We start from the raw sequence: 12,846 nt of genomic DNA, 5'->3' as shown, positions 1-12,846 counted from the left end.
ACATTGCACGACATCGAGACCTACGTCAACCCTTCGGGGTGAATGAGAAGGGCGTCACTGTGAGCATAGAGCCGCGGAAGACCGGATCGGCCACCGAGCGGTCGGCGGAGACCCGCCGTCGCCTGCTCGACGCCGCGGCGCAGGCCTTCGCCGACCGCGGCTTCCACGGCACGACGACGCGCGACATCGCGGGCGCCGCCGGGATGAGCCCCGCCGCCGTCTACGTCCACTACCGGTCGAAGGAGGAGCTCCTGTTCGAGCTCTCCCGCGCCGGCCACCTGAAGACCATCGGCAACCTCGACGTCAACGACGATCCGGACGCCTCCCCCGTCGACCGACTGAGCGCCGTGATGCGCGGCTTCGCCGAATGGCACGCCCGTGGGCACACCACCGCTCGGATCGTGAACTACGAACTGGCGGCCCTGGAGCCCGAGCACCGCCGGGAGATCGGATTGCTGCGCACCGAGATCACCCGTCGGGTCCGCGCCGTCGTCGACGCGGGCATCGCCTCCGGCGACTTCGACATCGACGATCCGCACACCACCACCACGGCACTGTTGTCGATGGGCATCGACATCGCCCGCTGGTACTCCCTCAGCGGTCCGCTCAGTCCCGACGAGATCGCGGACTTCTACGCGATGTTGGCATTGCGGGTGGTCGGAGCACGCGTTCGGCCGTCCGAATGAAATTGATTTGCGACACACGGTATCGGCGCGGGAACATTTCAGGGCCGATAAACGTCTGACAGAGTGAAGGACGACGAACCGATTCACGGTTCGCCGGCAATGGGACGGAGGACGACATGAGCAACACCGCCACGACCGCACCCGAACGGACACCGCTGACCGCCGCTGATCGTTGCGACCGCTGCAGCGCTGCCGCACAGGTGCGAGCTACACTCCCGGCTGGTGGAGAACTACTGTTCTGCCGCCACCACTACAACGATCACGAGGCGCGCCTCGCCGAGATCGGTGCCGTGATCGGGTAATCCTCCGACCCCCACGCACACGACGAGCGATCCGAAGCCCTGCCGACCTCACCAGGTCCGCAGGGCTTTGATCCGTTCGCGGAGCTGGTCGGCGGTCGCCATCGCGGTCGGCGGACCGCCGAGACGGGTGCGCAGTTCGTTGTGGACCTGACCGTGCGGCTTGCCCGTCCGATGGTGGTGCAGTGCGACGAGGGTGTTGAGCTCCTTGCGGAGGGCGTGCAGGTCCTCGCCGGTCTGCCGTTCGGCGGCGTTCGGCGCGGCCTTGGCCTGCTCATCGTCGGCCGGACGCGCCTTCGCCGCGGCCGTCCGACGCGTCACCTGATCGGCCTGACGCTGCTGCAGGAGCGTCCGAACCTGGTCGGCGTCCAGCAGGCCGGGCAGCCCGAGGTAGTCGGACTCCTCGTCGGATCCCACGAAGGTGGTGGTGCCGAACGAGGCGCCGTCGTAGATCACCTGGTCGAGTTCGGCGTCCGCGTGCAGCGACTCGAAGGCCTTCTCATCCTCACCCGGCTCGTCCTTGCGCTTGTTCGCATCGGCCAGCAGACCGTCCTCCAAGCCCTCGGATTCGCGGTGCGGCTTGCCCAGGACGTGGTCGCGCTGCGCTTCCAGCTTGCTGGCCAGATCCAGGAGCACCGGCACCGAGGGGAGGAAGACGCTGGCGGTCTCCCCCGGGCGACGCGATCGCACGAAGCGTCCGATCGCCTGCGCGAAGTACAGCGGGGTCGATGCGTTGGTCGCGTACACGCCGACCGACAGGCGCGGCACGTCGACGCCCTCCGACACCATGCGGACCGCCACCATCCACTCGTCGTCGCTCGCGGAGAACTCCGCGATGCGCGACGACGACTTGGGGTCGTCGGACAGGACCAGGGTCGGTTTCTTGCCGGTCATCGCCTGCAACAGCTCGGCGTAGTCGCGAGCGGTCTGCTGATCGGTGGCGATCACCAGGCCGCCGGCGTCCGGGACGCCGGAGTCCCGCAGCTTCAGCAGGCGCCGGTGGGCGGCGCTGAGGACCGCGGGGATCCAGTCGCCGTGCGGGTCGAGGGCCGTGCGCCAGGCTCGGGAGGTCTGCTCCGCCGACAGCGGTTCGCCCAACCGCGCGGTGAACTCCTCGCCGGCGCTGGTGCGCCAGCTGGCCTCGCCCGAGTAGGCCAGGAACACGACCGGCCGGACGACGCCGTCGCGCAGGGCGTCGGCGTAGCCGTAGGAGTGATCGGCCTTGGACCGCTGACCTCCGCCGGGCTCCGGCTCGTAGGTGACGAACGGAATCGGCGAGTCGTCGGACCGGAACGGCGTACCGGTCAGGGACAGGCGCCGCGTGGCGTCGCTGAAGGCCTCGCGGATGCCGTCACCCCAGGACTTCGCGTCGCCACCGTGATGGATCTCGTCGAGGATCACCAGCGTGCGGTAGTTCTCGGTGCGCACGCGGTGCCGTGACGGATGAGCCGCCACCTGCGCGTAGGTCAGGACGACGCCGTCGAAGTCCGAGCTCGTGGCGCCCGTCGAATTCGAGAAGTTGGAGTCCAGCGCGATGCCGGTGCGTGCGGCCGCCTGCGCCCACTGGTGCTTGAGGTGCTCGGTCGGCGCGACCACGGTGATGCGCTCCACCGTGCGATCGGAGAGCAGTTCGGAGGCCACCCGCAGCCCGAACGTCGTCTTGCCTGCTCCCGGCGTCGCCACCGCGAGGAAGTCGGTGGGCCTGCGGGTCAGGTATTTGGTGAGTGCGCGGCGCTGCCAGGCGCGCAGCGGCGCACCGGTTCCGACTCGCTTCGCGGTCTCGTCATCGACCGTTCCCACCCCGTTATCGATCTGCGTGCTGGTCACCGCGTACGTGCACCCTCCTGAAGAAAAACCTCCCCGAGTCTACCCCCTGCGCCACGCCGGACAACGGCCCAGCGCACGGCCTCGGCGGCTCATCGGCCATGCTGGTACCCATCGACACCGATGAGCCGACCGCGCCCGAGGATGCCGCGGACCATGACCGGGACGGCCTGCCGCACGGCAGGCCGAGCCCGCGTGAGGTGATCCACGGCGTGCCGCGACTCGCGTGGCGCACCATCGTCAAGGCGTGGGACGACTCGATCATCGGGTGGGCGGCCCAGGCCGCGTTCTGGCAGGCCCTGTCACTGCCGCCGCTGCTCCTCGGAGTGCTCGGCAGCCTCGGCTACATCGGTGGCTGGTTCGGGCCGGACACCGTCGACATCATCACGCACCGGATCATCTCGTTCTCCGAGCGCGCGTTCACGCCGAACGTGGTCGACGACCTGATCGTCCCGACGGTCGACAACGTGCTGGGTCGCGGACGCGTCGCCGTCATCTCCCTGGGCTTCGTGCTGTCGCTGTGGGCGGGCTCGTCGGCGATGTCGTGCTTCGTGTCGTCGATCGTCCACGCACACGGTCAGCACCAGATCCGCAACCCCGTCTGGCAGCGCATCTTCGCGCTGATCATCTACCTGTTCTTCCTGATCGCGTGCGTGCTGGTGCTGCCCCTGGTGGCGCTGGGACCCACCTACCTGCGGCGGGTCCTGCCCGACGCCTGGGATCCGGCGATCTCCGACCTCGTGGACTGGGGATACTTCCCATTCGTCGGGGTGCTGCTGATCGGTGCCCTGGTGGCCCTGTACCGGTTCGCGCTGCCGTACCCGCTCCCCTGGCACCGCCTGATGCCCGGAGCACTGCTCGCGGGCGTGTTCTTCTGGCTCGCCACGTACGTCCTGCGGTTCTATCTGACGGCGCTCACCAACGCCGGCTACACCTACGGCGCGCTGGCGACCCCGATCGCGTTCCTGCTGTTCACGTACTTCCTCGGCTTCGCGATCGTCCTCGGCGCCGAGTTCAACGCCGCGGCCGAGGAGCTGTGGCCGTCGCACGGGCAGGGCGGAGTGGTCCGGAACTGGGTCTCGACGCAGACCATCGAACTCACCGACACGCTCCGGAATCGGGCGCTGAACGGCCACGGGGCGTCGCACAGCGACGACCCGCGGTCGTAGCGACTACTTCTTCAGCTTCTCGTAGATCTTCTTGCACTTGGGGCACACCGGCGAACCGGGCTTGGCCGCCTTGGTGACCGGGAAGACCTCACCGCAGAGCGCGACGACGTGCGTGCCCATGACGGCGCTCTCGGCCATCTTGTCCTTCTTCACGTAGTGGAAGAACTTCGGGGCGTCGTCGTCCTTCTGTGTCCGTTCGTCGATGTCCGGACGTTCGATCGTCTGTGTAGCCATGACGACCATTGTGACAGAAGCCATCGCCACCCAGCGTGCCAGAATCGAAGGCATGGACGAGCGACGAGAACACGACGGGGACGCCGACGAATTTCTGATCACCAGCGCCGAACCCGACCGTGACGCCGCGTTCCGCGCCCGAAAACGCCGCTACTTCATCATGATGAGCATTCGCATCCCCGCGTTGATCATCGCGTCGATCGTCTACGGGGTCACCCAGAACGGATGGATCGCGGTCGCCATCATCGTCGCCTCCATTCCGATTCCGTGGATCGCGGTCCTGAAGGCCAACGACCGAGCCCCGCGTCCGCGCGGCGAGGTTCCGCTGTACCACTACGGCAGCGCCCACCCGGTGCAGCCGTCGCTGACCGTCGAGCCCGAGACGCCGCGGACGCCGGGGTTCGACGACGACTCCGACCACCCCGTCCTGGATCTGGACGTGGAGGACAGCACGGATGAGGAGATCCCCACCGAGCCCCGCACCGACGCGAAGAACGACGCCGACCCGAGGAACGACGAACAGAAGGACGACGATGGGACTGCGTAGCGCCTTCGACCGCGCCTTCGCCCGTCGATCAGGAAGCCCACGACGCAGAGGATCCGCCATCGAACTCAAGACACCCGCCCAGATCGAGCAGATCGCCGTCACCGGACGCTTCGTCGCCGACGTGCTCACCGAACTCTCGGCGATGGCGGAGCCGGGCGTGAACGTGATGGATCTGGAGCACCGGGCCCGCGCGATGGTGAAGGCCCGCGGCGCCGAGAGCTGCTACTGGGACTACGCCCCGTCGTTCGGCGACGGACCGTTCCGGAACGTGATCTGCCTGTCGGTGAACGACGGTGTGCTGCACGGACTCCCGCGTCCCCACACGCTCGCGAAGGGCGACGTCCTGACGCTCGACTTCGCGGTCTCGATCGACGGCTGGGTCGCCGACTCGGCGACCACCGTGCAGGTGGGCTTCGACGACGACGTCGCCTCCCGTCCCGGCGATCCCGATGCCCGCCTCATCGACTCGACTCGTCGAGCCCTCGACGCCGGCATCGCCGCCGCCGTCCCGGGCGGAACGCTCGGCGACATCGGCTTCGCGATCGGCGCCGTCGCGCTCTCCGACGGCTACCGCGTCAACACCGGTTTCGGCGGCCACGGACTCGGGCGCACCATGCACGAGGATCCGCACGTGCCGAACCTCGGTCGTCGCGGTCAGGGGCTCGTGCTGAAGCCCGGGCTGGTGCTGGCGTTGGAACCCTGGTGGGCCATCGGGACCGACGAGATCGTCTACGACCCCGACGGCTGGACCATCCGCTCGGCCGACGGCAGCAACACCGCGCACTCGGAGCACACCATCGCGATCACCGACGACGGCCCGGTGGTCCTGACCCCGAGACCGACCACCGCCTGAGTGCACCGTCCGGGACCGTCGGGAACAGATCCGCGCGCTGTGACGTTGTCACAGTCATCTGGCCTGACGCCGAAGATCCGGTATCCTTAGCGACTTCTCAGCAACTTCGGGAACCTTTCCGGAACCGACGGCGTTGGACCTGGTGAACGCACGATGAATCGCATCTCCAGGAGGTCGCATGGCTCACTCGACGATTGCCCGCCCGTCCGAAGCACGATCCACCCGTACTCGCCCCGCGCTGACCGAGGCGGATCTTGATGCTCAGTCGCCGTCCGCCGACCTCGTTCGCGTGTATCTCAACGGGATCGGCCGCACCGCGCTGCTGAACGCCGAGCAGGAGGTGGACCTCTCCAAGGCCATCGAGGCCGGGCTCTATGCGAAACACCTCCTGGCCACCAAGAAGCGTCTGTCGCCTGCCAAGAAGCGCGACTACGCGATTCTGGTCCGCCAGGGCGAGCAGGCCCGCGCTCACCTCCTCGAGGCCAACCTGCGTCTGGTCGTGTCGCTCGCGAAGCGGTACACGGGCCGCGGCATGCCGCTGCTCGATCTGATCCAGGAGGGCAACCTCGGCTTGATCCGCGCGGTCGAGAAGTTCGACTACGCCAAGGGATACAAGTTCTCGACCTATGCCACCTGGTGGATCCGCCAGGCGATCAGCCGCGGCATGGCCGACCAGAGCCGGACCATCCGACTCCCCGTCCACCTCGTGGAGCAGGTCAACAAGATCGCCCGCATCCGCCGCGAGCTGCACCAGCAGTTGGGCCGCGAGGCCACCGACGAGGAGATCTCGCTGGAGTCGGGCATCCCGGCCGCCAAGATCGCCGATCTGATGGATCATAGCCGCGACCCGGTGAGCCTGGACATGCCGGTCGGCAACGACGAGGAGGCGCCGCTCGGCGACTTCATCGAGGACGCCGAGGCCACCTCGGCCGAGACCGTCGTCATCGCGAACCTGCTGCACTCGGACATCCGGACGGTGCTCTCGACGCTCGACGAGCGCGAGATGCAGGTCATCACGATGCGCTACGGCCTCGACGACGGCCAGCCGCGGACGCTCGACCAGATCGGCCGGGCATTCGGTCTGTCGCGCGAGCGCGTGCGTCAGATCGAGCGCGAGGTGATGGGCAAGCTGCGGCAGGGTGATCGCGCCGAGAAGCTGCGCGCCTATGCCAGCTGACCGCTGAGAGCTGGGCGGTCGGGCTGAACGATCCCCCTCCAGATCAGCCCAACCGCCGGGGCCCGGTGTCTGCGAGAGTAGGCACCGGGCCCACTTCTATCTGCGACCCGAGCACCGCGATTCCCTCCGGCGAGGTCAGGATCGGGTCCAGGCGCAGTTCGCGGATCTCCGGGACGTCGTCGATCAACGCCGACACCCGCTGCAGCAGATCCACCAGCCGTGCCGGGTCGGTACCGTCCTCCCCGAGCAGCACCTGCACGCTGGGTTCGTCGACGAGCTCACGGGCATCGTGCTCGGTGAGCGGGATGGAGCGGTGACTGCGGTCGCCGAGCGCCTCGAACAACCGGCCCGACAGCCCGAACGAGATCAGCGGACCGTACGACGGCGTGTCCGTGACGCCGATGTACAGCCCGACGCCCTTCGCCGCCATCCGCTGCACCTGCAGCGCGGACTCGCCGGTGAGCGCCTGCAACTCGTTGAAGGCGTTGATCACGGCCGTCGCATCGGACAGGTCGAGTCGGGCGCCCTCGCGGTCCACGCGGCCGACCCAGTCGGGCGACGTCGACTTCACGACCACCGGGAACCCCAGCTCGCGGGCCGCGGCCGACGCCTCGTGCATGGTGTTGACGTCGCGGAAGGGCACCACGCCGATGCCGTACTGCTCGAGCACGTACGCGCCCTCGCGAGCACTGAGCACCCGGTTCTCCCCCTCCACCATCACTTCGCGGACGAAGCTGCGGACGTCCTCGGGGTGCACGTTCGGGATCGCTGCGGGCTGCGAGTCCGGGCGCGCACGCCACTGCGCGTAACGCCACGCCTGAGCCAGGGCGCTGGCCGCTCGTTCCGGCGTCGGGTACGACGGGATCGACCCGCGGACCGGTAGGCCGTCGGCACCCGTCCTGGACAGCCCGTCGGGGACGCCCTCCACCGCGAGGAAGGTCGTGACGACGGGCTTCACCGGGACGTCACCGCCGGCGGCCGGGCGGGTCGCCTCCATGAGGCCGAGGGCGTAGTCGGCGGAGTCGACGGCGACCGGCGGAACGAAGACCACGATCACCGCGTCGATCTCGTCATCGGTCATCACCGCGGCGACGGCCGCGGTCAGCTCCTGTCGGCTCACCGCCGGACCGAGGTCCACCGACGACACGACGGTCAGGCCCGATGTGCGCGCCGTGTTGGCGGCGAGGGAGGCGATCACCGACGAGTTCCCGACGATCGCGGTGCGCGGACCCGTCGGCAGCGGCTGGTAGGCCAGCACGGTCGCGCAGTCGAAGAGTTCGGCGATGGTCTCGACCTGGATCACCCCGGCCTGTTCCAGCACCATCTGCGCGATCCGGTCGTCGCGGACCGGACCGGTGCGCTGCACGTGTGTCGGCGACATGGCGCCGCTGCCCGACTTGATCGCCACGATCGGCTTCTTCGACGCCACGCGGCGCGCGATGCGACCGAACTTGCGGGGGTTGCCGAAGCTCTCCAGATACAGGAGGACCACGTCGGTGTCGTCATCGGTGTCCCAGTACTGGAGCACGTCGTTGCCGGAGACGTCGGCGCGGTTGCCCGCCGAGACGAAGGTCGAGAGGCCGAGCTGGCGATGCGCGGCGGTGTCGAGGATCGCGATGCCGAGGGCGCCCGACTGGCAGAAGAAGCCGACGCGTCCGGCGCCGGGGATCCGCGGGGCGAGGGATGCGTTGAGTGCGATCTCGTGATGGTTGTTCACCACGCCGAGCGCGTTCGGCCCCACCAGTCGCATCCCGTGCTGACGCACCTGCTCGGCGAGCCTCTTCTCGTTCTCCAGGCCGGCCGTCCCGCGTTCGCCGAAGCCCGCGGACACCACCACCAGGGTGCGGACGCCCTTGGCGAGACAGTCGTCGAGCACCTGGTCGATCCCCGCGGCGGGCACCGCGATCACGGCGAGGTCGACGGGGTCGGGGATGTCACGCACCGTCGGGTAGGACCGGATGCCGCGCACCGACGGCGGCGCCTCGCGCTTCTTGCTGCGCGGCTGCCGCGCGCTCCGGCCGGGAACCGCCCGTTCGGGCTCCTCCGCCGGAACGACGCCCGCACCGTTGACCGGGAACACCGGCCCGGTGAAGCCTGCGGCGAGGATGTTCGCCAGGATCACGTTGCCGACCTTCTTGGAGTCGGTCGACGCACCGATCACTGCGACCGCCTGCGGACGCAGCAGGTTGGCGACGCTGCGCGCCTCGGAGGCGCGCTCGCGCGCGTTGCGCACCGAGGTCAGCGCCTCGGTCGGGTCGATCAGGAACTCCACGTGCACGGTGCTGCCGTCGAAGGCACGGTTGATCTGATAGCCGGCGTCACGGAACACCGCGACCATGTTCGGGTTCTCCGAGAGGACCTCGGCCTCGAACCGAGTGAACCCGTTCTCCGCCGCGGCCCCGGCCAGGTGCTCCAGGAGGACCGGACCCAGACCGCGCCCCTGATGGTCGTCGGCGACGACGAAGGCGACCTCCGCCGAATCCGGCTTGCCGTCCGCGGCCAGACCCTCGTACAGGCCCATCGCGATCACCTCGTCGCCCAGGAAGGCCAGCAGCGCAACGCGATTGCGGTAGTCGACGGTGGTCATCCGGACCACTTCGCGGGGCGGAAGGGTGGGCGTCGGACCGAAGTACCGCATGTACCGGGTGCGTTCGCTCAGACCGTTGTGGAACGCCACCAGCAGATCGGCGTCGGCGGGCACGATCGGCCGGAGGTGCACCACGCCGCCGTCGGAGGCCAGGACGTCGGCCGTCCACTGCCGCGGGTACTCGCGCGGCAGTGCCTGCTGCTCGGTGCTCTCGGGGTTCACGGTGCTCTCGGGGTTCACGGTGCTCTCGGGGTTCTCAGTCACGCGGGTCCTCCGGATCCAGTCCGTGCAGCGGGAAGACCGCACGACGAGTGGCGATGATGGCTTTGTCCGTCTGGCGCTGGGCGGCCTCCGACACGCCGGGCGGGGGTTCGGCGCCGCTGTTCCCGTCCCACGGCACGAAGTCGGTGGTGCCGCCGTCGCCCATAGTGGCCTCCGGCGGTCGCCGATAGTCGGGGTGGACCGTGGCCGCCAGGTCCTGCGCGCCCGCCAACCAGTCGGCGCCGACGGCGGTCGTCGGATCCACATCGCGGTCGAGCGCCGCCGCGATCAGATGCGTCCAACTGCGCGGTACCACGTTGACCACGCCGTATCCGCCGCCGCCGACCGACAGCCAGCGACCTTCGCAGTAGCGGTCGGCGAGATCGCGCAGCGCTCGAATCGCTGCGGCGTGTCCGTCGACGGTCAAGGCGAGGTCGGTCAGCGGGTCGTCGCGGTGGCTGTCGACGCCGATCTGCGTCACCAGGATCTGCGGCTTGAAGGCGGCGATCATCGACGGCACCACGGCGTTGAAGGCCCGCAGCCACAGGCCGTCGGCCAGGCCCGGCATGAGTCCGACGTTGACCGCGGTGCCCGCCGCATCGCCCTCCCCGACCTCGGTGGCCCACCCGGTTCCCGGCCACAGTGTGGCCGGGTGCTGGTGCAGCGAGATCGTCATGACCCGCGGGTCACCGATGAACTGGGCCTGCACCCCGTCGCCGTGGTGGGCGTCGACGTCGATGTAGGCGATCCGGTCGTAGCCGTTCTCCAGCAGCCATTTGATGGCGATGGAGCAGTCGTTGTAGATGCAGAAGCCGGCCGCGTGCCCCTTCATGGCGTGGTGCATGCCGCCGCCGATGTTCACCGCTCGGCGGACCCTGCCGGACGCGATGGCCTGTGCCGCGGCGAGGGAGCCGCCGACGAGCATGGAGCCTGCGTCGTGCATGCCCTGGAAGATCGGGTTGTCGGCGCTGCCGAGCCCGAACAGTCGCTCCAGGACCGGTGCGTTCATGGACGTGGCACCGGTACTGACGGCACGGACCGCGTCGATGTAGCCCTGCGAGTGCACGGTGGTCAGGACGGTGTCGTCGACGGGCAGTGGTTCGGCCGTCTCGACGTCGTCGAGGACGCCGAGACTCCGCGCCAACGACATGGTCAACGCCAGTCGAACCGGACTCATCGGGTGGGTGTAAGCCCACTTGTAGTCCATGAAGTGCTCACTCCAGATGATCGCCGCGCTCATCGTCTCGCCTTCGTCTGCCGTTATTTCCTGCAACGCTAACGGTTTCACGCCGCTCGGGCGCGACATCGCATGCCCCCACTTGGATCGATTCCAGGTAACCTGGGTGGCAACGAAAGGACACAAGCTTCCGTGAACGATCTTGTCGACACCACAGAGATGTATCTGCGGACGATCTACGACCTCGAAGAGGAGGGGATCATTCCGCTGCGTGCTCGCATCGCCGAGCGCCTCGAACAGAGTGGGCCGACCGTTTCGCAGACCGTCGCCCGCATGGAACGTGACGGCCTGCTGAGGGTGGCAGGCGACCGTCATCTCGAACTCACCGAGAAGGGCCGCGAGCTGGCCGTCTCGGTGATGCGCAAGCACCGCCTCGCCGAGCGCCTGCTGGTGGACGTCATCGGACTGCCCTGGGATCAGGTGCACGATGAGGCCTGCCGGTGGGAGCACGTGATGAGCGAGAACGTCGAGCGCCGGATCGTCGAGGTCCTCGACAATCCGACCACCTCGCCGTACGGCAACCCGATCCCGGGACTGGATCTCCTCGGTCTGGACCTGGTCGCCGGCTCGGACGAGGCCGTCCGCCTGGTGGACCTGCCCCAGGGCGACAGCACCGTCGTCGTCGTGCGCATGTCCGAACACGCGCAGTCCGACCCCGAGCTGATCGCCGAACTGCGCCAGGCCGGCGTGGTGCCCAACGCCCGCATCTCGGTGAACGTCGCGCCCCGCGCCGTCATCATCACCACCCCGGGCCACGACGGCCTGACCCTCTCGTCGGAGATCTCGCACGCGATCTTCGTTCGCAAGAGCTGATTCCGACCGGGCTCGCCGACATCAGCCTGCGGCCTCGTAGACGGCGGGCGGCAACTGCGCCCCCAGCCGCCGCGAGACGTCGTAGGCCAGCTCGGCGAGCCCGCCCAGGTCGCGGGGTCGCATCCCGTTGATCAGCGCGGTGTCGAGCAGATTCGCCAGGTTGTAGTCCGGATCCGCCTCGTGCGCCACCCGGAACGCGACGCCCGCATAGGCACCCTCCCCGGCCATGTAGTGCAGGTGACCGAGCAGAGTGGCGGCCGCGGCACGGGCCGGACCGCGCAGTCGTCGCGTCAGCATCCGCCACAGGTCTTCGACGGCAGGTCGGATCCCCGTCAACGACAGTCCGAGCAGCGCGTCCCGGACGTGCACCGAGACCAACGCCGCGGCGATGTCGTTCAGTTCCTGACAGGTCAGTTCCGTGTCGCCGACCGCGAATCGATCCACGACGGCGAGCGTCAGTCGCAGTCCGCGTGCATCGGCGGCGTCCGGCGAGTGCACGTACGGCTGCGGCGACGCCCCCGTGCATCCCGGCTCCGCGCAGTGCGGCTCCGCCGTCAGCAGCGTCTCCATCTCCGACCGGCGCGCCAGGATCCGGCGGCCGGAACTCACCGCACGTTCCAGCGCCGTCGGCGACGTGTTCGGATCGCTGAGCGCTCCGGTGTCCAGGACGTCGCCGACGAACGGCGGCGGGGGCGTCCGCTTCCCCGTCGGCCGCCACACCGTGTGCCACCGGGCGTCGACCGTCGCCTCCGTCATCGCGAACGCCGCCGACAGTCCACCCGCCTGCGTGAAGGCGCGGTTCACAGCGGCCGCCGTCTTGGCATGACGGGGATCGTCGGCCGGGAATCGGTCGTCGATGATGACGGCGACGGTGCCGACGGCGTCGTAGGTGGCGGCGAGCGAGCCGAGTCGTTCGAAGAGCTGCTTCATGCCGCTCGTCGGAAGGCCGGCGCGGGTGAGTTCGAGGTCGTGGCGCATGGTGGCCGCCACCGCGCGGTCGTCCCGGAAGACCAGGAGGACGATGGATCGTTCGGGCACGAAGCCGAGGAGGCCCGGGACGGCGGCGAGAAGGGTGTCGGGGTCACGGGGGCCTCGGGTGTGACCGCCTGCTGGGATGCTCAGTGAATTCGTCATGGCCACCACGGTCGACCCGTGGCGA

The 12,846-nt window shown here is 68.9% G+C and carries 12 protein-coding genes; 7 read left to right on the top strand and 5 right to left on the bottom strand.

Annotated features, from left to right (window positions below; genetic code table 11):
* Positions 1-59: 59 nt before the first annotated feature.
* Together ACH46_RS09245 and ACH46_RS09240 are read left to right on the top strand one after the other, a co-directional pair.
* Positions 60-686, top strand: coding sequence for a TetR/AcrR family transcriptional regulator (locus ACH46_RS09245; protein WP_120298835.1), 627 nt, complete (start codon positions 60-62; stop codon positions 684-686).
* 116 nt (positions 687-802) lie between these two features.
* Positions 803-988: a DUF7455 domain-containing protein gene (locus ACH46_RS09240; RefSeq protein WP_062392643.1), complete on the top strand. Its 186-nt coding sequence runs from the start codon at positions 803-805 to the stop codon at positions 986-988.
* 48 nt (positions 989-1,036) lie between these two features.
* Here the strand turns inward: ACH46_RS09240 and ACH46_RS09235 are convergent, their stop codons facing one another.
* On the bottom strand, positions 1,037-2,785 hold the full coding sequence (locus ACH46_RS09235) for a DEAD/DEAH box helicase (protein ID WP_062392642.1): 1,749 nt from the start codon (positions 2,783-2,785) through the stop codon (positions 1,037-1,039).
* Positions 2,786-2,910: 125 nt separating this feature from the next.
* Between ACH46_RS09235 and ACH46_RS09230 the strand changes: the two genes are divergently transcribed.
* Positions 2,911-3,978: a YihY/virulence factor BrkB family protein gene (locus ACH46_RS09230; protein WP_082399546.1), complete on the top strand. Its 1,068-nt coding sequence runs from the start codon at positions 2,911-2,913 to the stop codon at positions 3,976-3,978.
* 3 nt (positions 3,979-3,981) lie between these two features.
* On the opposite strand, the gene ACH46_RS09225 is transcribed toward ACH46_RS09230, so the two are convergent.
* Positions 3,982-4,212, bottom strand: coding sequence for a DUF3039 domain-containing protein (locus ACH46_RS09225; RefSeq protein WP_062395198.1), 231 nt, complete (start codon positions 4,210-4,212; stop codon positions 3,982-3,984).
* Between the two features lie 52 nt (positions 4,213-4,264).
* Here ACH46_RS09225 and ACH46_RS09220 point away from each other — a divergent pair, with 52 nt between their 5' ends.
* The 3 genes from ACH46_RS09220 (at position 4,265) to ACH46_RS09210 (ending at position 6,789) form a co-directional block, all read left to right on the top strand.
* Complete coding sequence (locus ACH46_RS09220; RefSeq protein ID WP_062392641.1) at positions 4,265-4,759, top strand: DUF3099 domain-containing protein; 495 nt, start codon at positions 4,265-4,267, stop codon at positions 4,757-4,759.
* Positions 4,746-5,612 carry a type I methionyl aminopeptidase gene (map, locus tag ACH46_RS09215; RefSeq protein ID WP_082399544.1) on the top strand — a complete coding sequence of 289 codons (867 nt, stop codon included), beginning with the start codon at positions 4,746-4,748 and terminating at the stop codon, positions 5,610-5,612. Before ACH46_RS09220 ends, map begins: the two co-directional genes overlap by 14 nt.
* A gap of 178 nt (positions 5,613-5,790) precedes the next feature.
* The gene (locus ACH46_RS09210; RefSeq protein WP_062392640.1) at positions 5,791-6,789 is read left to right on the top strand and encodes a sigma-70 family RNA polymerase sigma factor; all 999 of its coding nucleotides are present in this window, start codon (positions 5,791-5,793) and stop codon (positions 6,787-6,789) included.
* Positions 6,790-6,832: 43 nt separating this feature from the next.
* On the opposite strand, the gene ACH46_RS09205 is transcribed toward ACH46_RS09210, so the two are convergent.
* Together ACH46_RS09205 and ACH46_RS09200 are read right to left on the bottom strand one after the other, a co-directional pair.
* Positions 6,833-9,640, bottom strand: coding sequence for a bifunctional acetate--CoA ligase family protein/GNAT family N-acetyltransferase (locus tag ACH46_RS09205; protein ID WP_062392639.1), 2,808 nt, complete (start codon positions 9,638-9,640; stop codon positions 6,833-6,835).
* Positions 9,633-10,877 (bottom strand): acetoin utilization protein AcuC, encoded by a 1,245-nt coding sequence (locus tag ACH46_RS09200; protein ID WP_062392638.1) that lies wholly within the window; start codon positions 10,875-10,877, stop codon positions 9,633-9,635. Before ACH46_RS09200 ends, ACH46_RS09205 begins: the two co-directional genes overlap by 8 nt.
* Positions 10,878-11,006: 129 nt before the next feature.
* Between ACH46_RS09200 and ACH46_RS09195 the strand changes: the two genes are divergently transcribed.
* On the top strand, positions 11,007-11,687 hold the full coding sequence (locus ACH46_RS09195) for an iron-dependent transcriptional repressor DtxR (RefSeq protein WP_062392637.1): 681 nt from the start codon (positions 11,007-11,009) through the stop codon (positions 11,685-11,687).
* A gap of 21 nt (positions 11,688-11,708) precedes the next feature.
* On the opposite strand, the gene ACH46_RS09190 is transcribed toward ACH46_RS09195, so the two are convergent.
* Positions 11,709-12,821 (bottom strand): DUF4192 domain-containing protein, encoded by a 1,113-nt coding sequence (locus tag ACH46_RS09190; RefSeq protein ID WP_062392636.1) that lies wholly within the window; start codon positions 12,819-12,821, stop codon positions 11,709-11,711.
* Between the last annotated feature and the right edge of the window lie 25 nt (positions 12,822-12,846).

Source organism: Gordonia phthalatica, assembly GCF_001305675.1.
Classification (GTDB): domain Bacteria; phylum Actinomycetota; class Actinomycetes; order Mycobacteriales; family Mycobacteriaceae; genus Gordonia; species Gordonia phthalatica.
The sequence above is the reverse complement of the archived record's forward strand: the minus strand, read 5'-3'. Positions and strand labels throughout refer to the sequence as shown.